General features: G+C 60.1%; 15 protein-coding genes. All 15 read left to right on the top strand.

All coding sequences use genetic code 11. From position 1 onward, the window contains the following. The first annotated feature begins 24 nt into the window (after window positions 1-24). Window positions 25-1,599 (top strand): UDP-N-acetylmuramoyl-L-alanyl-D-glutamate--2,6-diaminopimelate ligase, encoded by a 1,575-nt coding sequence (locus QP995_RS01815; RefSeq protein ID WP_284852856.1) that lies wholly within the window; start codon window positions 25-27, stop codon window positions 1,597-1,599. Between the two features lie 132 nt (window positions 1,600-1,731). Continuing rightward, window positions 1,732-3,258 carry a UDP-N-acetylmuramoyl-tripeptide--D-alanyl-D-alanine ligase gene (locus tag QP995_RS01810; protein WP_284852855.1) on the top strand — a complete coding sequence of 509 codons (1,527 nt, stop codon included), beginning with the start codon at window positions 1,732-1,734 and terminating at the stop codon, window positions 3,256-3,258. Beyond that, a complete protein-coding gene (gene mraY, locus QP995_RS01805) occupies window positions 3,259-4,365 on the top strand; it encodes a phospho-N-acetylmuramoyl-pentapeptide-transferase (RefSeq protein ID WP_016423002.1) in 1,107 nt (368 codons plus the stop codon). After that, entirely contained in the window at window positions 4,362-5,840 is a 1,479-nt protein-coding gene (murD, locus tag QP995_RS01800; RefSeq protein WP_016423001.1) for a UDP-N-acetylmuramoyl-L-alanine--D-glutamate ligase, read from the top strand. The genes mraY and murD overlap by 4 nt, the downstream gene beginning before the upstream one ends. Next, the gene (gene ftsW, locus QP995_RS01795) at window positions 5,833-7,641 is read left to right on the top strand and encodes a putative lipid II flippase FtsW (protein WP_284852854.1); all 1,809 of its coding nucleotides are present in this window, start codon (window positions 5,833-5,835) and stop codon (window positions 7,639-7,641) included. Before murD ends, ftsW begins: the two co-directional genes overlap by 8 nt. A 4-nt stretch (window positions 7,642-7,645) precedes the next feature. Beyond that, the gene (gene murG, locus QP995_RS01790) at window positions 7,646-8,818 is read left to right on the top strand and encodes an undecaprenyldiphospho-muramoylpentapeptide beta-N-acetylglucosaminyltransferase (protein WP_016422999.1); all 1,173 of its coding nucleotides are present in this window, start codon (window positions 7,646-7,648) and stop codon (window positions 8,816-8,818) included. A gap of 13 nt (window positions 8,819-8,831) precedes the next feature. After that, the gene (gene murC, locus QP995_RS01785) at window positions 8,832-10,325 is read left to right on the top strand and encodes a UDP-N-acetylmuramate--L-alanine ligase (protein ID WP_049170265.1); all 1,494 of its coding nucleotides are present in this window, start codon (window positions 8,832-8,834) and stop codon (window positions 10,323-10,325) included. 4 nt (window positions 10,326-10,329) lie between these two features. Continuing rightward, the gene (locus QP995_RS01780; protein WP_049170266.1) at window positions 10,330-11,106 is read left to right on the top strand and encodes a cell division protein FtsQ/DivIB; all 777 of its coding nucleotides are present in this window, start codon (window positions 10,330-10,332) and stop codon (window positions 11,104-11,106) included. A 268-nt stretch (window positions 11,107-11,374) separates the two neighbouring features. Then, window positions 11,375-12,694, top strand: a complete 1,320-nt coding sequence (gene ftsZ / locus QP995_RS01775) for a cell division protein FtsZ (protein ID WP_049170267.1) — start codon at window positions 11,375-11,377, stop codon at window positions 12,692-12,694. A gap of 6 nt (window positions 12,695-12,700) precedes the next feature. After that, window positions 12,701-13,423 (top strand): peptidoglycan editing factor PgeF, encoded by a 723-nt coding sequence (gene pgeF, locus QP995_RS01770; protein WP_049170269.1) that lies wholly within the window; start codon window positions 12,701-12,703, stop codon window positions 13,421-13,423. Window positions 13,424-13,545: 122 nt separating this feature from the next. Next, window positions 13,546-14,067 carry a cell division protein SepF gene (gene sepF, locus QP995_RS01765; RefSeq protein ID WP_048731168.1) on the top strand — a complete coding sequence of 174 codons (522 nt, stop codon included), beginning with the start codon at window positions 13,546-13,548 and terminating at the stop codon, window positions 14,065-14,067. A gap of 63 nt (window positions 14,068-14,130) precedes the next feature. After that, the gene (locus QP995_RS01760; RefSeq protein WP_284852853.1) at window positions 14,131-14,430 is read left to right on the top strand and encodes a YggT family protein; all 300 of its coding nucleotides are present in this window, start codon (window positions 14,131-14,133) and stop codon (window positions 14,428-14,430) included. Window positions 14,431-14,828: 398 nt separating this feature from the next. Beyond that, window positions 14,829-15,842 carry a DivIVA domain-containing protein gene (locus QP995_RS01755; RefSeq protein WP_049170271.1) on the top strand — a complete coding sequence of 338 codons (1,014 nt, stop codon included), beginning with the start codon at window positions 14,829-14,831 and terminating at the stop codon, window positions 15,840-15,842. A 420-nt stretch (window positions 15,843-16,262) separates the two neighbouring features. Then, complete coding sequence (ileS, locus tag QP995_RS01750) at window positions 16,263-19,523, top strand: isoleucine--tRNA ligase (protein WP_284852852.1); 3,261 nt, start codon at window positions 16,263-16,265, stop codon at window positions 19,521-19,523. Between the two features lie 15 nt (window positions 19,524-19,538). Next, window positions 19,539-21,005 (top strand): DNA polymerase IV, encoded by a 1,467-nt coding sequence (locus tag QP995_RS01745; protein WP_284852851.1) that lies wholly within the window; start codon window positions 19,539-19,541, stop codon window positions 21,003-21,005. The last annotated feature ends 22 nt before the right edge of the window (window positions 21,006-21,027 follow it).

Below are 21,027 nucleotides of genomic sequence, written 5' to 3'. Positions count from 1 at the left end.
CTGACTTGAAAGAGGGAACAGCCAATGACCGCCACCCTTGCGAAATTGTGTAACCTCGCGCATGGCCGACTTGACGGCATTACCGAATCCGCGGCGGCAGGAGCGGATATCGCCGCAATCGAACTCAACGCTGCCGAAGTGCCTGAAGGCGGAATGTTTGCTGCCGTCCCAGGTACTCGCACGCATGGTGCGCGCTACGCGCAGCAGTCGGCTGCTACAGCGATCCTGACTGATGAGGAAGGTCTGAAAACCCTGCGGGAAGCAGGGGAGACTCGCCCAGTCCTGGTTGTCGACGATGTCCGGGCCGTCATGGGGCACGTTGCTGCAGAAATCTACGATCATCCCTCGGATTCACTGACCATCATTGGGGTTACCGGCACCTCTGGCAAGACCACCACGACCTACATGCTGGAGGGCGCGCTGCTGGCAGCTGGATGCTCGACAGGCATCATTGGTACTACCGGCACGCGCATCAATGGCCGTGCCGTTCCGTCGAGCCTGACTACCCCAGAGGCTCCAGCCCTCCAGCGCCTGTTCCACCAGATGCTCTCCGAGGGTGTGACGCACGTTGTCATGGAGGTTTCTTCCCACGCACTGTCGTTGGGACGTGTAGACGGAGTCAGTTTCGACGTCGGCTGTTTCCTCAACCTCTCGCAGGATCACCTGGACTTCCACAAGACCTTGGAAGAGTATTTCCAAGCCAAGGCCAAGCTCTTTGATCCTGAAGGTCCGACACATGCACCGAAGGCTGTCGTGTGCATCGACGACGACTGGGGTGTCCGCATGGCAGATATCGCTGCCGGCGACCCGGATGTCCAAGTCACCACTGTCCATACTCAGCATCGCGTAACCGACAAGACGCCAGCTGCCGAGGTCTTTGCAGAATGGCACGCCGCTGCAGCCACTGTCGCCACTAACGGTGTCCAGCATGTGGAGCTAACGCGAAACAACACTGACACAGTTGAGGTGGAAGTTCCTCTGCCGGGTGCTTTCAACGTTGCCAATGCCGCAGTCGCATGGGCTGTGCTCGATGCGATTGGGCATGCCAATGACGCGGCCAAGAGCGGTCTGGCACAGGTGCGTGTGCCAGGCCGCATGGAGCGCATCGATCGCGGACAGGACTTCCTGGCTGTGGTGGACTATGCCCACAAGCCAGCCGCAGTAGCTGAAGTGTTGGCCACCTTGCGTGCACAGACCGAAGGTCGCGTGCTGGTTGTCGTCGGCGCCGGTGGCGACCGCGATAGTGCCAAGCGTCCAATTATGGGAGCTGAGGCTGCATGCGGTGCCGATGTCGTCATCATCACCGATGACAATCCACGCTCCGAGGTGCCCTCTGAAATCCGTGCGGCCGTGGTCGCCGGTGCGAAGGAAGCGGTTGCCAGCAGCAAGGCCAGTTCTGACACGGTTGTTGAGGAAATCGGCGATCGCGGCCAGGCAATTCGCCGTGTCGTCGAACTTGCCCACAGCGGCGACAGCATCGTGGTGGCAGGCAAGGGACACGAAACCGGCCAGGATATCGGTGGCGTGATTCACCCGTTCGATGACCGTGAGCAGCTGGCCGAAGCACTCACACAGCGACTGGAGGGATCCGCTGATTGAGATTGCTGAAATCGCTGAGGAAGCGCACCACCTGACATGCCTACCGCGAACCATTCGCGGTAAGCGAATAGAATCAAGAAATCATCCTTTACTAGGCGCCTGGAACTCTAACCAACAAGGACTATAGACATCATGATTGCCCTGACCGCCGCGGAAATCGCTCACATCGTGGGAGGTGAACTCGCCCACGTCGATGATGACGCCACAGTGACTCAGCCCGCAGAATTCGACTCCCGAAAGATTCGCGAAGGCTCGCTCTTCCTCGCCCTGCCGGGCGCGCGTGTCGACGGCCACGACTTCATCGATCAGGCTGTAGCAGCTGGAGCGCCGATGGCACTGGCGGCACGAGATGTTGGGCAACCTGCGGTCGTCGTCAAGCCCCTTGGTAAGCAGGACTCCAATGCCGACGCATTTGCACACGATCCGGATGGTTCCGGGGCGGCGGTGCTGGAAGCGCTTGGTAAGTTGGCGCGTTACGTCGTCGACGAGCTGAAGAAGGATCAGCTGCATGTCGTCGGTGTGACGGGTTCGGCGGGAAAGACGTCGACGAAGGACATGATGGCGACGCTGCTGCGTACCGACGGTCCGACGGTGGCGCCGAAGGGGTCGTTTAATAACGAAATTGGGCATCCGTACACGGTGCTGCAGTGCACTCCGGAGACGAAGTACCTGGTTGCGGAGATGAGCGCACGCGGAATTGGGCATGTGGCCCACCTGGCGCGCATCGCGCCACCGACGATCGGTGCGGTGCTCAATGTTGGCACGGCGCACCTTGGTGAGTTTGGCTCGCGCGAGGCAATCGCGCAGGCTAAGGGCGAGCTCGTGGAAGCGCTGCCGGCTGCGGAGCAGGGCGGTGTGGCCGTACTCAATGCCGACGATGACTACGTCACTGGCATGGCTCCGCGTACCCAGGCGAAGGTGGTGTTCTTCTCTGCCGATGAGAACTCCGAACGCCACGCAACCGCGGATTACCGCGCCACGAATGTGCATCTCGATGATTTTGCTCGTGCATCTTTTGACCTGCATGTACCGGATGGGCGTACATTCCCGATCCAACTGCAGGTCTATGGTGCGCACCAAGTGGCCAATGCCCTGGCGGCGATTGCGGTGGCAGTGGAGTCCGGTATTGATGCTGAGCAGGTCGCAAAGGCGATGGCTGCGCATGTGGCAGCGTCAGAGCGGCGCATGGATGTCCAGCAGCTCACTGGCAATATCGTCGTAATTAACGACTCCTATAATGCCAACCCTGATTCGATGCGTGCGGGGATTGACGCTCTGGCACGTACAGCAGCTGGCCCAACGCACCAGGACGCCTCATCGTGGGCCGTGCTGGGACAGATGGGTGAGCTTGGTGATTCCGCTGAAGATGAGCACTCGTCGCTTGGCGAGTACCTTGTGGGCCGCGGCATCGATCGACTAATTGCAGTCGGAGAGAGTTCTAATGTGCATGCCCTGGCCGACAAAGCGGAAGAGTTGGGGTTAAATACTTCTAGGGTGCCGGATACATCCACTGCCGCGGATTTGGTGGCGGCCGAGGTGCGTCCGGACGATGTGGTGTTAGTCAAGGCCTCCTATGCGGACGGTATGTGGCGGGTCGCGGACTCGCTGGCTGCCAAGGTTGGGACTACGCCCGAAGGTGAAAGCGGAGAGGAAAAGTAAGTGATTCAACTTATTCTCAGTGGTGCGATTGCATTCCTGGTGAGTGTCTTTTTAACACCAGTGCTTATTCGCAAATTCTCTGCTGAAGGTCTTGGCCAGGAGATCCGTGAAGAAGGGCCGAAGAGCCACCTGCGCAAGCGTGGAACTCCGACCATGGGCGGCATCGCCATCATCGCCGCAATCGTCGCTGGCTATTTCCTCTCACACCTCGTTACGTATATCCAGACTGGCGTAGGGCCGTCCGCCTCCGGTCTGTTGGTCATGTTCCTGGTTCTGGCGATGGGCGCATTGGGTTTTGCCGATGACTTCATCAAACTCTACAAAGGACGCAACCTGGGGCTGAACAAGACAGCGAAGCTGGTTGGGCAGCTGGCGGCAGCGCTGATTTTCGGCGTGCTGCTGCTGCAGTTCCCGGATGCGTCTGGCTTGACTCCCGGTTCGACGAGCTTGTCGCTGATTCGAGATATTCCGTTCCTGAATCTGGCACCGGGGCCTGTGTGGTTCGGCATGATTGTCTTCCTGGTATTTGTCTTCATCGTCATTGCCGCATGGACGAATGCCGTCAACCTCACTGATGGCCTTGACGGCCTGGCCGCTGGCGCCACCGCGCTGCTACTGGCCACCTACACGCTGATTTCCTTCTGGCAGTTCCGTAACTCTTGCGAGGCTTCGCTGGGCAGCGGTTGCTACAACGTCCGCGATCCACTGGATATCGCCGTTATTTCCGTCGCGGGTCTGGGCGCCTGTTTGGGCTTCCTGTGGTGGAATGCAGCGCCGGCAAAGATCTTCATGGGAGATACCGGTTCGCTGGCTCTTGGCGGTTTGGTAGCGGGTCTGTCATTTGTCACCAAGACTGAGCTGCTGATGGTTATCATTGGCTTCATCTTCGTGATGGAAGTTGCTTCCGTGGCAATCCAGATCGCGGTTTTCCAAACGACTGGCAAGCGCGTATTCCGCATGGCTCCTCTCCATCACCACTTCGAAAACGGAGGTTGGGCGGAGACAACTGTTGTCGTTCGCTTCTGGCTACTCGCAGGCATTTTCAACATGATTGGCGCAGCCATCTTCTACAGTGACTGGCTCTCTCAGGTAGGCGTATTTCAATGATTAACTCACCAGACCCGACCAACCTCACCGATATCCGAAATCTCGACTTAGTCGCTACGGTGCGCTCTGGTCGAGTTCTGGTGGCAGGTGCCGGGGTTTCCGGTCGCGGTGCCATTGCGATGCTTAAGGACATCGGCTGTCCGGAAGTTGTCGTCGTGGACGACTCCGCGCTCGGCGCACTGGTTGCCGCTGACTTTTCGGTTCGGCATGTCACGACCGCAGACGCTCGCGACGAGCTTGCCGACGCGGTTGCGATCGTGACCTCCCCGGGGTGGCGTCCGACCAGTCCGCTGTTCGGCGCCGCCGCTGAGGCCGGTGTCCCGGTATTCGGTGATGTGGCGCTGGCTTTCGCCGGCGACTGTGCCCAGCTGTGGGGTCCGAAACGGACCTGGTTGGTAGTCACCGGCACTAACGGCAAGACCACAACCACCTCCATGCTGGCCGCCATGCTCGGGGAGCAGGGCGCAGCTGTGGGCAACATTGGTGTGGCTCTGTACGACGCACTGACTGCTGAGCCTCGTATCGAGGTGTTGGCCGCAGAGCTGTCCAGCTTCCAGCTGCACTGGGCTCCAAACATTCGCCCAGATGCGGGAGTACTGCTGAACCTGGCGGAAGACCACATCGACTGGCACGGTTCTTACGAAAACTACGGTCTGGACAAGACCCGTGCGCTGCGCGGTACTGTCGCAATCTACGGTGCGGATGACGCAGATGTCGTCGAGCACGTGGAAAAGATGCTGAAAAACGACGAGCTCGGCAACTCCGTCGTGGGCTTTACCGATGGTCCCCCGGAGGCACACCAGGTCGGAGTTCGCGACGGCATGATTGTCGACCGTGCTTTTGGCGGCGGCGATGCCGCAGCTGACGACTCTGGTCCGGGCATTGTCATCGCACCGGTAGCGGGAATTTCTCCTCCCGGCCGGGCAGGTGTTCTCGACGCGGTGGCCGCCACTGCGATGGCGCGCAGTATCGGTACCTCACCGGAGCAAATTGCAGCGGCATTGGAGACTTTCGAAGTTCGGGCACACCGCGGTCAGATTGTCCATAAGGCAAATGATGTCGTGTGGATTGATGACTCCAAGGCCACCAACCCCCACGCTGCCGACGCTGCACTGTCCGGTCATGAGCGTGTCGTTTGGATCGTCGGTGGTCAGCTCAAGGGCGCGGAAATCTCGCCGCTAGTGGCGAAGCATGCTCACCGCCTGCAGGCCGCCGTGGTTCTGGGCGTCGATAGGCAACTAGTCAGCGATGCGCTCTCCCGCATCGCACCTGCTGTGCCGGTCGTTGTCATTGATGACACCGACAAGGTCGATGCCATGGCGAAGGTCTGTATGGCAGCTAGTGAATATGCCAACCCTGGGGATGTGGTGCTGTTGGCACCAGCTGCCGCCAGCTTGGACATGTACTCCGGTATGGCTGAACGTGGCGACTTGTTCGCGCAATGGGCGCAGAAGGTGACGTCAACTGATGGATAACTCCCGCAAGGCTCGTAATTTAAGCGCTAGCGCCGCGACGGCACAAAAGGGGACGAAGGCTGCCAGTTCACAGCGGCCTTCGTCGTCAAGCTCTAGTGCTCGAGAACGGCCGGCGTGGGTGGAGCGTTTTAACGACTGGAAGTCGCGTCCGCTGTTCGACTACCACCTGCTGATGATTATCGTCGCGCTGCTGACGTCAATCGGACTGGTGATGGTGCTGTCGGCATCCATGGCCAGCGCGGGTAATGACTCGGGCAGCGTGTGGTCGGTGTTCATCCGTCAGCTGGTCATGGTGGTGGCGGGTCTTATCTCCATGTGGATTGTGCTGCGAATGCGGGTGGAATTGATTCGCTCGCTATCGACAGCAGCGCTGATTTTGTCCTTTGTGCTGCTGGTTTTGGTGATTATCCCTGGTATCGGCATCGGCCTGGAGGAAACCGGTGCGCGTTCGTGGCTGAGTATTGGTGGTATCACCATGCAGCCGTCAGAAATCGCGAAGATCGCGCTGGCACTGTGGGGTTCGAAGCTGCTGGCTGAAAAGGTCCGCACTGCTGTGTCCTATACCGATTTGTTCGGGCTGTTCGGTGCGGTCAGCTTCGTGGTATTGGCACTGGTGATGCTGCAGCGTGACCTCGGCATGGTTGCTTCCATGGCGTTCGTCGTGGTGGCGTTGGCGTGGTTCGCTGGCCTGCCGCGCGTATTCATCACCGGGCTGCTTGCCGCTGCGGCTTTCGCCCTGGTGATTTTTACCGTCACCGCGGGTTTCCGTTCGGCGCGAATCAGGGTCTACTTGGACTCGCTGGTTGGTAACTTCAACGACGTGCAGGGCGATGCCTACCAGTCCTACCAAGGCTTTCTTTCGCTTGCCGACGGCTCTCTCACCGGTGTCGGTCTCGGTCAGTCGAGCGCGAAGTGGGGATACCTACCGGAGGCGAAGAATGACTTCATTTTCGCCATTATCGGTGAGGAGACTGGTTTCCTCGGCGCGCTGATGGTTATTTTGCTCTACGCAGCGCTCGGCTGGGTGGGACTTCGTATCGCCGGTCGTCAGAACGATCCGTTTCTCCGTCTGCTCGCGGGCACGATTACTGCTGCAACCGTGGTGCAGGCTTTCATCAACATCGGCTACGTCGTTGGTGCGTTGCCAGTGACTGGTCTGCAGCTGCCGCTGATTTCCGCCGGTGGTACATCGGCGATGGTGACGTTGTTCTCGATGGGTCTGCTGGCCACATGTGCCCGCCACGAATCGGAGGCAGTCTCTGCAATGCAGACTTCGGGACGTCCGGGGCTGGACAGGTTCCTGGGTATTCCGGAACCAATCCCGTATGACGAATCGCGTCGCCACGCGCCGAAGGTGCGTGCCCATCGCGATCCGCAACGCTTCGGTCCTCCCGTGGTGACCAGTGGAGCGCGTACTCCACGCGGCGAGGGGGCGCAGGTGCGGGAAACCTACAGTGGCCGAGCTGACCGACCCAATCGGCCCGGCCGTAGTGGAGGCAGCCGCAGTGGTCGAGGTGCCGCCCCGCAGCGTGGCTCCCGAACCTCCGGCAGCTCCGGAAACTCGGGCAGCGTTCGTGGCCGCGAAGTGGATTATTCCCCTCGCAGTGACAACGGACGGACGCGGGGATTTACAGCGAGGTCGCCGCGGGCTGGACGGTCACAGGGCTCCTGGTCGTCGTCAAGCTCAGGCCGGGGCAGTAGGATTCGGGGCGAAGGCCGTGGCGGACAGTCGCGTTCGCGCCAGCGCCCGGGCCGAAACAATAGGAACGGCGGTTCAGCACCGCGGAGGAGGAATCGATAACACCATGGCAGACAAGAATCTGGGCGCAGCCGCTGGGGCGAAAGGCGCTTCGGAGTCTGAGCAGTTTCTCAAGGAAGATGGCTCTGCTCCGACCATTGTGGTGGCCGGCGGTGGTACGGCTGGCCATATCGAACCTGCACTGGCAGTAGCGGATGCGATTTTGAAACTGCAGCCGGATGCCCGCGTCATTGCACTCGGTACGAATCGGGGGTTGGAGTCGACCCTCGTACCGGCGCGAGGCTATGACCTGGAGCTGATTCCGCCAGTGCCGGTGCCGCGCAAGCCGACTGCGGATTTGTTCAAGCTGCCTCTCAACGTCGCTCGTGCGGTGCGTGAGACCCGCAAGGTTTTCAAGCGTATTGACGCTGATGCGGTCATCGGCTTTGGTGGCTACGTATCGGCACCGGCCTACATGGCGTGCCGTGCGGGGAAGAAGATTCCGTTCCTGGTTCACGAGGCCAACGCCCGTGCGGGCCTGGCCAATAAGCTCGGTGTCGCACTCGGGGGCGTCGGCTTGGCCGCCGTGACTGGCTCTGGCCTGAAGGCCGAGGTTGTTGGCAATCCCGTGCGTGCCAGTCTCGCGGCGTTGGACCGCGACGCCAAGCGTGCCGAAGCCCGCGAGTTCTTCGGTTTACCGCAGGAGGGTCCGGTGCTCTTTGTCACCGGTGGTTCGCAGGGGGCACGTTCCATCAACGAAGCTGTTACCGGTGCAGCCGCAGAGCTCGCCAACGCCGGTGTATCTGTACTGCATGCCTACGGCAAGAAGAATCACGTCGAGGTCGAGGCTATCCGCGAGGACGCCCCCTATGTCGCTGTGCCGTACATCGACCGGATGGATCTGGCGTACTCCGCCGCCGACCTGATTTTGTGCCGTTCCGGTGCGATGACGGTGGCTGAAGTCTCAGCTGTCGGCTTGCCTGCGGTGTATGTACCGCTGCCACACGGAAATGGGGAACAGGCGCTCAACGCCACCGATGTCATCGATGCTGGTGGCGGTATTCTCATCGCCGACGAGTCGCTGACTGCGGCATCAGTTTCGGATATCGTGATTCCGCTGGTCACGTCCCCAGAAAAGCTTGCCGACGGGCGCCGCGCCCTGGCCAACATTGGACATGGTAACGCTGCGGAGAACATCGCCCGTCGGGTGCTGTCTGCGGCTGTGAACTCTAAGAAGTAAAGCGAGCATAAACATGAACGTTAATTTCGATGACTTTCAGCCGGTAACGGGAGAGCTGCCCGCAAGTGTCCACATGATTGGCATTGGCGGTGCCGGTATGTCCGGTATCGCTCGCATCCTGTTGGCGCGTGGCATTCGTGTTACCGGTTCCGATGTCAAGGAGTCCCGCGCGGTGGTGGGACTGCGTGCGATGGGAGCCACCATCGCCATTGGGCATGACCGTGCGAATCTTGAGCTTGCTGGCGAGGGAGAGCTGCCGGACGCAGTGGTCATTTCCTTCGCAGCTATTCCGAAGACGAATCCGGAGCTGGCCGGTGCACATGAGCTGGACATTCCGGTGCTCAAGCGCTCCGATGTGTTAGCGCTGTTGATGCAGGACTCCAAGGCTCTCCTGATCGCCGGTACTCACGGCAAGACCTCGACTACGTCGATGACCGTCGCCGCTTTGCAGGCAGCTGGTTTGGATCCGTCTTTTGCCGTTGGCGGTCTGATGAGCAAGGCCGGTGTCAATGCTCACCAGGGCAGTGGCGATGTCTTTGTTGCTGAGGCCGATGAGTCGGATGCCTCGTTGTTGACCTACCAGCCGGAAGTGGCCGTAATTACCAACATCGAGCCCGATCACCTTGACTTTTTCGGTGACGACGAGACCTACTACGCCGTCTTTGACGCTTTTGCAGAGCGCATTAAGGATGGCGGTCATCTGGTCATCTGTGCTGAGGATCCGCATGCGGCCGCATTGGGCGAGCGCGCGGTGGAGCGCGGCATTAACGTGCTGGCTTATGGTGGGGAAGAAGCCTTGGCTCAACACCCGACGCTGCCGGTCGGTGCCGTTTTGCACGGCTGGACTCCGGTCGGTGGTGGTGCCCGCGTGGAGGCCACTGTTGGCTCGACATCGGTGAGGTTTGAACTTCATCAGCCCGGCCGTCACATGGCGCTCAACGCGCTGGCTGCAATGGTCGGTGGCGACTGCGTCGGGGCAGATTTGGGGCGTATGGCGCGCGGTCTCGGTGAATTCACCGGTGTTCGTCGCCGCTTTGACTACCACGGCAGTATCGGCGAGGGCCCATTTGTTGGCGCTCGTATCTACGACGACTACGCGCATCACCCGACCGAGGTCTCCGCAGTTCTGGGCGCAGCTCGGGAGTTGGTCACCGAGGCCGGTCGTGGCAAGGTCATCGCTGTGTTCCAGCCTCACTTGTACTCGCGTACTCGCAACTTTGCCGAAGAGTTCGCTGCCGCCCTGTCTCTGGCGGACAAGGCCGTATTGCTCGATGTCTTCGGCGCCCGCGAGGAGCCACTGCCGGGCGTCGACGGCGCGCTCATTGCCAACAAAATGACCATCCCTGTGACGTATGAGCCGCATTTCACCAGCGTCCCGGCTCGCGTTCGCGAAATCGCCGAACCGCACGATGTCATTCTGACCATCGGCGCTGGCTCTGTGACGATGCTTGCCGACGAAATCGTGCGCGAGCTCAGCGGCGACAACGACGAACAGGTGGAGTCGTAGCACTGTGAAAACCAGCCGAAAGCAATCTCAGCAGACCGACGGTGCAGGCCGGGGCACAACAGCGTCGCGGCGTCGGCGTTCAGCGCGCGCCCCGCGACGCGGCTGGCTCATCGGCGGTGGCCTGGTCGCGATTATCGCCATCGTTGCAGCGGTGGTGTGGTTTTCGCCGTGGCTGGTTGTGAAAAACATCGATGTTGAGGGCGTCGTCCACGGGGATAAAGACGCGATTGTCGAGGCCAGTGGTATCTCCGAGAATCAAAAGCTCATTCGCTTGGACACGGATGCCTCAGCGCGCTCCGTGGCGGGGCAGCCGTGGGTCGATAGCGTGACGGTCAGTCGTTCGTGGCCGCAGGGCGTGACTATTTCGGTACGGGAATTCACCCCGGTGGTGTTTGTCCGTGCCACTGACGGAGAGCATCTGTTTTCCGCAAATGGTCAGGAGTTCGTCACGGCAGCCCCGCCGGCGGGTGTCATCGAGGTTGTTGATGCACCTCGCGTGGATGAGCCAACAGACGGCAAAGTTGACCCCGAACCGCGCGTTATCAAGGCGGTTTTGAACGTCGTCAAGGCGTTGCCAGAGCCCGTTGCACACCGTGTGGAGCGGATTAGCGCTCCTTCCGAGGCAGAAATCAAGCTATTTCTGACCGATGGATACGAGGTGTACTTCGGGTCCTCGGATAATGCGGCAGAAAAGGCACGCGCGACGGAGATTGTGCTGAACCGTGGCGAGAAGATTTGGAATGTCTCCAACCCCCGACTACCCGCTGCTAAGGGAGAGTAGAGAATGGTGGTGTCTGGAGTGATTTCTGTGGCTAAACACTATCCCTCAAGTGCAGGTTTAAGGTAGCGACACGCGCTAAAAGGTCGCTGAATTATTTGCAGTTTTCGACCACAATGGGGTCAACAGCTTTTCGGCCATGATGCACTTCTTCCGTGCGGTGTCATGGAGAGCTGTACTGCCCGGCGGTGCCAATGCTGTCGTGCGGCCCATGTGCAACGTGGCTAGATGAAATTATTTAGGACCTATAGGAAAGGGCGAGAAACGCGCAATGACCTCCCCGAATAACTACCTCGCCGTTATCAAAGTCGTCGGTGTCGGCGGCGGTGGCGTCAATGCTGTCAACCGCATGATCGAGGAGGGGCTGAAGGGTGTCGAATTTATCGCAGTCAACACCGACTCGCAGGCCCTGATGTTCTCCGACGCTGATGTCAAGCTCGACATTGGGCGTGAGGCAACTCGTGGTCTGGGAGCTGGCGCTAACCCCGAGGTTGGCCGCACTTCCGCGGAAGACCACAAGGACGAGATTGAAGAGACCCTCAAGGGTGCCGACATGGTCTTCGTTACCGCAGGTGAGGGCGGTGGAACCGGTACCGGTGCAGCTCCGGTTGTCGCGAGCATCGCCAAGAAGTCCGGTGCCCTGACCGTCGGCGTGGTAACCAAGCCGTTCGACTTCGAGGGCAAGCGCCGTGCACGCCAGGCCGCTGAGGGCATTGAAACCCTCAAGGAGGTCTGTGACACCCTTATCACCATTCCGAACCAGCGTCTGCTGCAGATTGGTGAGCAGGATCTGTCCATGATGGACGCGTTCCGCTTTGCCGACGAGATTCTTTACAACGGTGTCCAGGGTATTACTGACCTGATTACCATTCCGGGCATGATTAACGTCGACTTCGCCGACGTCCGCTCGGTAATGGCTGAGGCTGGCTCGGCTCTGATGGGCGTTGGCTCCGCACGCGGCGACGACCGTGTGATGAATGCCGCGACTCAGGCCATTAACTCCCCGCTGCTGGAGTCCACCATGGATGGTGCACAGGGTGTGCTTATTTCCGTCGCCGGTGGCTCCGATCTCGGCCTGATGGAGGTCAACGCCGCCGCGTCCATCGTGGAGGAAAAGGCTGATCCGGATGCCAACATCATCTTCGGTACCATTATCGACGACAACCTCGGTGACGAAGTTCGCGTCACTGTGATTGCTACCGGTTTTGAGCAGGGTAACGGCAACCCGCTGGACAAGCCAGCCGCAGGTGCCGCTGCACGTCCGGCTGCACAGGATGCCGAGGCGCGTCCGGCCGCTGAGCAGGCACCGCGACAGGGCAGCGCACTGCCGGGCGGTGACAACCTCGGCGCTCCGGCCCCGCGTGCGGAGGAAGAGCGCCCGGTCGCACAGCCGCGCGAGCGTGAGGATCGCGACCGCTTTGTCCCGCGCACCAACCCGAACAGCGGTGGTCTGTTCACCGACAACCCGACACCGCGTACGCAGGAAAACCGCACCTACCGTGGTGCTCACCGTTCCGAGGGGCGCGATGACCGCGACGACCGTCGTGGCGGCTACCAGGCTTCCAGCGACCTGCCGGAGTGGGGCTTCTAAGAAATCATGACTGAATCCCGCCGCAGCCGAAAAATTCTGACGAATCGGCGCGGCGGGTTTTCGCTGCCACCATATGATTCCTTCAATCTTGGAGATCATGTCGGCGATGACCCGTCCGCAGTCGAACGCAACCGCCAGCGCTTGGCCGATTCTCTGGGAATCGACCGTGCCCGCTTCGTCTATATGGAGCAGCTTCACACCAACACGGTCACCGTCGTCAACGAACCACAAACTGAGCCTGTCCCGGCCACCGACGCCATCGTCACGACCACGCCGGGTCTCGCGCTGGTAGTACTCGTTGCCGATTGCGTTCCCGTCTTGCTTTCCGACGATCATGCGGGTGTCGCCGCTGCGGTACACGCGGGGAGGACCGGCGCCCGCAACGGAATCGTTCGTAAATCTGTCGAGAAGATGATTGAGCTCGGTGCCACGCCCGAGAATATCCATGCGCTTCTCGGTGCGGCGGCTTCTGGCCACAATTACGAGGTGCCTGAGTCGATGGCCGATGACGTCGATAAGCATTTACCCGGAGCGAAGACGCGAACGAAGCAGGGGACTGCCGGTGTCGACGTGCGCGCCGGCCTGATACGCCAGCTCTATGACCTCGGTGTGCGGCATGTCAACGTCGAGCCCAGCTGCACTATTGACAATGAGCAGTACTTTTCCTACCGGCGGGAGGGGAAGACTGGCCGTCAGGCGGGCATCGTAATCCTGCCTGAGCAGGGCTAAGTTTCAAAGTTGTAATTTTGGCGCGCCAAATTTGCGCGTGTCTATGCGATATTGCCAACCCAGCCGGTAGGTTGTGGGTAGCACAGACTTAAATTCGCACACTAAGAAGGACGTAGCAGAAGATGGCTGATTTCTTCCGTGGGGTTTCAAATTTTTTCGGTCTTACCCCGACTGATGACGCGGCTTACGACGAGCACTACGACGAGTTTGACCGCCGTGACGAGGAGCGTTTTGATGACTCCTATGCCGACTCGCGTCGTGCGGAGCGCCACCGCTACGAGCTGCGCGAAGAGGCTCCACGTGAGACTGCAAGTGTGAACTCCCGCGAGGAGGACTACCGCTACGGCAACCTGCACTCCGTTGCTGAGACCAAGGAACCGGAGCAGGTCTTCATCAAGCCGGAAAGTGGTTTCCAGGACAAGTACTCCAAGGCTCCGGACATCGGTTCGCACTTCCGCGACGGTGACATTGTCACCTTCGATCTGAGTGAGCTTGACCCATCTGAGGCTAAGCGCTACGTCGACTTCGTTGCTGGACTGGTTTTCGGTCTGCGCGGTCGAATCAAGGCTGACGGCTCCGTGTTCACCCTGTACCCGCATGGCTGCGATGTCAACGAGGGCCAGTTCGACCGGATGTCCGGCTAGTCAGCCGGCTCGCATGGCTTGTTAGTGTTTCGTATTTCGATTAATTAGCTAGACTGTTTATTCGTGTCTTCACTACTGCTAGTTCTGCTAATCCTGCTGAAGCTTTTCACCTATCTGCTGTTGGCTCGCATTGTGATTGAAATGATTCAGTCATTTTCTCGCTCTTGGCGACCAGGCAGGGTGTTTTCGTCGATTGGCGAAGTTGTTTTTGTCATTACCGACCCGCCGGTGAAGCTGTTGCGCCGACTCATCCCGCCTATGCCGATGGGCAACGTGATGGTGGACTTGTCTGTGCTTGTTTTGTTCTTCATCCTTATGATTCTGCGAATGGTGCTGCAGGTAGCTCTCGGCGCGGTGGCGTAAATATCGCTAACTGTTTGCTTGGGATCCACAATGTGGATTTCGGTGGAGCTGTGTTGTTTTGACTGTCCCGAATGCGATGTTCTCGGGCATTGAATTGCCGCCGGGGGTGTTAATCGGGGGCAACAATAGGAACCCGTTGGGGATTGTAATCCCCAATGGGTTTTTATTGTGTCGGGGGTAAAGTTCTGTGGCTAAAGGTGCAGGGTAAGGGCGAGGTTTAACGTTTTACTAGAACTTTGCCATTGGTTAGAACGTGGGGGATAGAGTCCTGCCCAAAATAAATGGGGTGAGGACTGTGACTAGAGCAGGTAGGATTGGCCGGGTAAACAGTACTACTGGAAATAATTCTCTTAAGATTTCTTAAGAACTGTCCGCTCAAAGTGTTAGGGGAACTCACCATGCCGTTGACTCCGGCTGATGTGCATAATGTGGCTTTCAGCAAGCCTCCGATTGGCAAGCGTGGTTACAACGAGGACGAGGTCGATCAGTTCCTCGACCTCGTGGAGGACGCACTGGGTGAGCTCCAGGATGAAAACGCTGAGCTGCGCCAGCGGGTTGAGGACCTTGAGGGTCAGCTAGAGCAGGGTGGCGGCGCAGACTACGCTGCTTCCGGTGCTGCCGCTGCGGCGCCGGCTGTCGATGAGGACAAGCTGCGCAAGGAAATTGAGCAGGAGCTGCGCGCTGAGTACAACGAGCGCCTGAGCGCTCAGCAGCAGGAGATTGAGGCTCACTACCAGGATCGTCTGGATGCTCTTGAGAAGCGTGCTTCTGAGGCAGAGGCTTCTGCACAGCAGGCTTCCTCCGCAGCTGCGGAGCAGCCGCAGGCAGTTGCAGCAAGCACCGGCACCGAGTCGCAGGAAGTTAGCCTCCGCGCTGCTCGTATCCTGCAGGCTGCTCAGGACACCGCTGATCGCGTCACCACTGACGCCGACGCTGAGGCCAACAAGCTTGTCACCGAGGCTCGTGAAAACGCTGACCGCACCGTGGCAGAGGCCAATGAAGAGGCCGAGCGCACTATCACCAACGCTCGCAATGAGGCAGAAGCAACTTTGGCTGATGCCAAGAAGCGCAGTGAGCAGCTGTTGGCTGATGCCCGTAACGAGTCTGAGTCGACCCTCACTGACGCTCGCCAGCGCAGCGAGCAGATGATCAGCGACGCAGACGCTCGCTCTAACGCCACCATCACCGCAGCGCAGCAGAAGGCAACCGCGCTGCAGGACGATGCAGAGCGCAAGCACCACGAGATCATGACCACCGTCAAGGAGCAGCAGACCGCTCTGGAGGGGCGCATCGAGGAGCTGCACATCTTCGAGCGCGAGTACCGCACTCGCCTGAAGACCTTCCTGGAGTCCCAGCTCGACGACCTGAACTCTCGCGAGTCGGCTGCCCCGGCCGACGGCTACAACAACTAATTACGTAGCCAACACGTAGAAAACCACCACGCTCGGCTCCCCAGGGAGGGGAGGCAGAGCGCGGTGGTTTTTGCTATCTTTCCCTGTGAACCAATCGCATTCTTTGTTCCGGTCAGGGTTGTAGTAGTTGCCTGAGACACTGCTATACTGACACCCATACGCGCAATGAGCCGGCCATCACCGGGGAGCGTTTCGGAAGAACAGTCCAGTAGAAAATGGGCCCAGTAGAACCGAACGGTTTGGCACCGTTACAAAGCCTTATTAAATAAGCGGGCTATCGCGTGAAGCCGCATGGTTCTTGTTCGCAAGAACCGTCGTAAAGCGTGATGCCAAGCGGGGTGGTACCGCGCGAGACTCCTTTTCAGCGTCACCAGTAACAACGCCGAAGGGGCTAGGCACGCGTCCCCGTGGTGAGTATTAATGATGTTCGACCACGGAAGCGACGTAAAAACGGTGTCTAATTCGAACGATGTAAATGCCTCTGCTGAGGCCACTCCGGCAGGTGGCGCATATCCGCGCACTGCTGACTTTGGTAAGTACACCTCGAGCCCGAAGTTCCCGGAACTGGAAGAAAAGGTCCTGGACTACTGGGGTAAGGACAGCACTTTCCAGGCCTCTATCGATCAGCGTGATGGTGCTGACGAATACGTCTTTTATGACGGCCCTCCGTTCGCCAACGGTCTACCGCACTACGGTCACCTGCTGACCGGTTACGTTAAGGACATCGTTCCGCGTTACAAGACCATGCGTGGCTACCAGGTTGGCCGTGTCTTTGGCTGGGACTGCCATGGTCTGCCGGCTGAGCTGGAGGCAGAGAAGCAGCTCGGTATTAAGGACAAGGGTCAGATCGAGGAAATGGGTCTGGCTAACTTCAACAAGTACTGCGCCGAGTCGGTGCTGCGGTATGCGGGCGAGTGGAAGGAATATGTCACTCGTCAAGCTCGTTGGGTTGATTTTGACGGCGGATACAAGACCATGGACATGAGTTACATGGAGTCCGTGATTTGGGCCTTCAAGGAGCTCTATAACAAGGGCCTGGTTTATCAGGGGTTCCGCGTGCTGCCGTACTCCTGGGCAGAGCACACCCCGCTGTCCAACCAGGAGACTCGCCTGGATGACTCCTACAAGATGCGGCAGGACCCGACCCTGACCGTGACCTTCCCGTTCACCGGCGCCAAGGCTGGCTCTGCAGCGGAGAAGACGCTGGCGGACAATCCGGTGCTCGCTGACACTGCAGCTATCGCTTGGACCACCACGCCGTGGACGCTGCCGTCCAACCTTGGCCTGGCCGTGAACCCGAAGGTCACCTATGCCGTAGTTAAGGTCGGAGGGGATTCCTCCGTGCCGGAGTTTGCAGGTAAGACCTTCCTGCTGGCAGAGGCGCTGATTGGTGCCTATGCCAAGGAATTGGGTGAGGAACACGAGGTCGTGGCTACGTTCGCTGGTGCTGACCTGGAAGGTCTGACCTACCAGCCGATCTTCGAGTACTTCGCAGATCACCCGAACGCCTTCCAGATTATGGTGGCCGACTATGTCACCACCGAGGACGGTACTGGTGTGGTCCACCAGGCACCGGCATTCGGTGAAGACGATATGAACACCTGTAATGAATATGGCATCGATGTCATCATTCCGGTGGACATGGACGGTAAGTTCACTTCGCAGGTGCCGGAGTACCAGGGCAAGTTGGTCTTCGACGCCAACAAGGACATCATCCGTGACCTGAAGGCCGCTGGCCGCGTCGTCCAGCACCGCACCATCGAGCACTCCTACCCGCACTCCTGGCGTTCGGGCGAGCCGCTGATCTACATGGCACTGCCAAGCTGGTTCGTGTCCGTTACCAAGATCCGCGAGCGCATGGTGGAGCTCAACCACAACGAGATTGAGTGGATGCCGGAGCACGTCCGCGACGGTCAGTTCGGCAAGTGGCTCGAGGGTGCACGTGACTGGAATATCTCCCGTACCCGCTACTGGGGTTCGCCTATTCCGGTGTGGGTTTCCGACAACGACGAGTACCCGCGTGTCGACGTCTACGGTTCCCTCGATGAGCTGGAGGCGGACTTCGGCGTTCGCCCGACCACACTGCACCGCCCGGAGATTGACGAGCTGGTGCGCCCGAACCCGGACGACCCGACCGGCAAGTCCATGATGCGCCGCGTCCCGGATGTCCTGGATGTCTGGTTCGACTCCGGTTCCATGCCGTTTGCGCAGTTCCACTACCCGTTCGAGAACAAGGAGTGGTTCGAGTCCCACGCACCGGCCGACTTCATTGTGGAGTACATCGGCCAGTCCCGCGGCTGGTTCTACCTGCTTCACGTCCTGTCTGTTGCACTGTTTGACCGCCCGGCGTTCAAGAAGGTCGTCGCCCACGGCATCGTGCTGGGTGATGACGGCAACAAGATGAGTAAGTCCAAGCGCAACTACCCGGATGTAAACGAGGTCTTCGACCGCGACGGCTCCGACGCCATGCGCTGGTTCCTCATGTCCAGCCCGATTCTGCGCGGCGGCAACCTGATTGTCACCGAGCAGGGCATTCGCGAGGGCGTGCGCCAGGCGCTGCTCCCGATGTGGAACGCATACTCGTTCCTGCAGCTCTACGCTTCCAAGCCGGCCGAATGGTCAGTGGACTCCGACAACATCCTGGACAAGTACATCCTGGCCAAGCTTGCAGCAACTGTCCGTGCTGTCACTGAGTGCCTGGACAACACCGACATTGCTGCTGCCACCGATGAGGTCCGTCAGTTCTGTGACGCACTGACCAACTGGTACGTGCGCCGCTCCCGCGACCGCTTCTGGGCCGGCGATGTCAAGCACCCAGAGGCGTTCAACACCCTGTACACGGTGCTGGAGGTTCTCACCCGCGTGGCTGCTCCGCTGCTACCGATGGCCACCGAGGTCATCTGGCGCTCGCTCACTGGCGGCCGCTCGGTGCACCTGGAGGATTGGCCGGACGTCGACAAGCTGCCGACCGATGACGAACTCGTTGAGTCCATGGACATTGTCCGCAATGTCTGCTCGGCAACATCGCGCATCCGCAAGGCCAACCAGCTGCGTAACCGCCTGCCGCTGAAGAAGCTAACCCTGGCATTCCCGGATGCCGAACGTCTGCGTGATTACACCGACATCGTTTCCTCCGAGGTCAACGTCGACAAGGTGGAATTCACCTCCGACGTGGACTCGGTGGGACGTTTCGAGGTCTCCGTCAACGCTCGCGTGGCCGGTCCGCGCCTGGGTAAGGATGTCCAGAAGGTCATCAAGGCTGTGAAGTCTGGCAACTACGAGGTTGTCGACGGCGCGGTTGTCGCCGATGGCATTCCGCTGCAGGAGGGCGAGTACACCCGCAACCTGGTCGCGATCTCGCCGGATTCCACCGCTGAGGTCGACGGTGTCAATGGTCTGGTTGTGCTCGACACCGAGCTCGACGAGGACCTGGAGTCCCGTGGCTGGGCCGCTGACCGTATCCGTGGTCTGCAGGATGCCCGCAAGAACGCTGGCCTCGAGGTCACCGACCGTATCTCGGTGAAGCTGCAGGTCCCGTCCGAGCGTGAGGAATGGGCCAACCGCCACGCTGACCTCATCGCCCGCGAGGTTCTCGCAACCGCCTTCGAAGTCGTCGCTGGCGGAGAGCCACTGAGCTACGACGTGGCGGACGGCTGCTCGGCGGATATTGCCAAGCAGTAGGGGAGAGTAATCTCAATGCCGACTTCCGGGCGGTGGGTCCTGCACATCGACATGGACGCGTTCTTCGCGTCCGTCGAGCAGCTCACCCGCCCGACTCTGCGCGGGCGGCCAGTTCTCGTCGGCGGACTGGGTGGTCGAGGTGTGGTCGCCGGTGCCTCCTATGAGGCCCGCGCGTACGGCGCGCACTCGGCTATGCCGATGGCCCGCGCACGTCGGCTCATGCCACCGAACGCAGTGACGGTCAGCGCGCGCAAGGGCATTTACGGGCCGGTGTCGCGCCGCGTGTTCTCTATAATCCGCGAGCGCGTGCCCGTGGTCGAGCAGCTCAGTGTCGACGAGGCTTTCATGGAACCCGAAGAGCTTCAGGGAGCCTCGAAGGAGCAGGTCATTGCCTGGGCGGAGCAACTGCGGGCAGATATTCGGCGGGAGACCGGCTTGGCCTCGTCGATAGGCGCGGGCGCGGGCAAGCAGTTCGCAAAAATTGCGTCAGGCCTGGCGAAACCCGATGGCGTGTACGTGCTGGACCCCGCACGCAATCACGAGCTTCTACACCCATTACCGGTAGAGAAGCTCTGGGGCATCGGCCCTGTCACCGCTGCAAAATTGCACACGCTGGGCGTGGAGACGATCGGTGATTTTGCCGCCATGTCCCAGCGCGATGTCGAGGTTTCGCTGACATCCAAAACCGGTGTGATGCTGTGGCAGCTGGCGCAGGGGACGGACGATCGGCCGGTTAAGGAGCGAGATGTCGCCAAGTCTGTATCGGCGGAGTACACCTATCCTGAGGATCTGGAGTCGCAGGCCCAGCTCCACGCCGCCATCGATCGCGCGGGTGAGTCCGCTTTTCGACGGCTCAAAAAAGATGGCCGTGGTGCTCGCACCATCACTTGCAAGGTGCGTCTGTCTGACCTGAGCATCCATACCCGATCTGAGACGCTCGCCTACGCCACACAGGATTTCGACACCCTCATGGCAGTGGCGCACCGAATCGCGTTCACGCCCGCGGAGGTCGGCCCAGTGCGACTGGTGGGCGTCGGTTTCTCCGGGCTGGATTCGCACATACAAGAAGTCCTGTTTCCTGAGCTCGACCGCGCTATCACCGTCGAAGATCGAGTGCCAGCACCTGCGCTTTCCGACGCTCCTGCCGGACTGGTCGAGCTATCTGGAACCGGCGCGTTGCCGACCGTTCGGCTTTCCGACTCTAAGTGGGCACCCACCTCGGATGTGCACCACAGCGAGTACGGACATGGTTGGGTACAGGGGTCGGGGCACGGGATTGTGACCGTCCGCTTTGAAAGCCGCACCAGCGGCCCCGGGCGCATGATCACGCTGAAGGAAGACGACCCGGAGCTGCGCCCGTGCTCTGCGGTGTGCAGTTTGGACTGGCCGGAGTGGCTGGCATCCGACGAAGCAGCAGCTCTCGACTTGCCGCAACCTGAGCGGGAAAGCGAAGACGAACTCGGCCCCGACGCGGATGCGTGATGCGGTTGCCTGCCTCGATGCC

Origin of the sequence: Corynebacterium sp. MSK032 (assembly GCF_030232065.1) — a bacterium.
In the GTDB taxonomy this organism is placed as follows: domain Bacteria; phylum Actinomycetota; class Actinomycetes; order Mycobacteriales; family Mycobacteriaceae; genus Corynebacterium; species Corynebacterium jeikeium_D.
This window is presented reverse-complemented; position numbering and strand designations above follow the sequence as displayed.

Bases quoted from the DNA above. Each gene is read 5' to 3' on its own strand.
- QP995_RS01815 (WP_284852856.1), top strand. From the start codon at position 25: ATGACCGCCACCCTTGCGAAATTGTGTAACCTCGCGCATGGCCGACTT.
- QP995_RS01810 (WP_284852855.1), top strand. From the start codon at position 1,732: ATGATTGCCCTGACCGCCGCGGAAATCGCTCACATCGTGGGAGGTGAA.
- murD (WP_016423001.1), top strand. From the start codon at position 4,362: ATGATTAACTCACCAGACCCGACCAACCTCACCGATATCCGAAATCTC.
- ftsW (WP_284852854.1), top strand. From the start codon at position 5,833: ATGGATAACTCCCGCAAGGCTCGTAATTTAAGCGCTAGCGCCGCGACG.
- murG (WP_016422999.1), top strand. From the start codon at position 7,646: ATGGCAGACAAGAATCTGGGCGCAGCCGCTGGGGCGAAAGGCGCTTCG.
- murC (WP_049170265.1), top strand. From the start codon at position 8,832: ATGAACGTTAATTTCGATGACTTTCAGCCGGTAACGGGAGAGCTGCCC.
- ftsZ (WP_049170267.1), top strand. From the start codon at position 11,375: ATGACCTCCCCGAATAACTACCTCGCCGTTATCAAAGTCGTCGGTGTC.
- pgeF (WP_049170269.1), top strand. From the start codon at position 12,701: ATGACTGAATCCCGCCGCAGCCGAAAAATTCTGACGAATCGGCGCGGC.
- sepF (WP_048731168.1), top strand. From the start codon at position 13,546: ATGGCTGATTTCTTCCGTGGGGTTTCAAATTTTTTCGGTCTTACCCCG.
- QP995_RS01755 (WP_049170271.1), top strand. From the start codon at position 14,829: ATGCCGTTGACTCCGGCTGATGTGCATAATGTGGCTTTCAGCAAGCCT.
- ileS (WP_284852852.1), top strand. From the start codon at position 16,263: ATGATGTTCGACCACGGAAGCGACGTAAAAACGGTGTCTAATTCGAAC.
- QP995_RS01745 (WP_284852851.1), top strand. From the start codon at position 19,539: ATGCCGACTTCCGGGCGGTGGGTCCTGCACATCGACATGGACGCGTTC.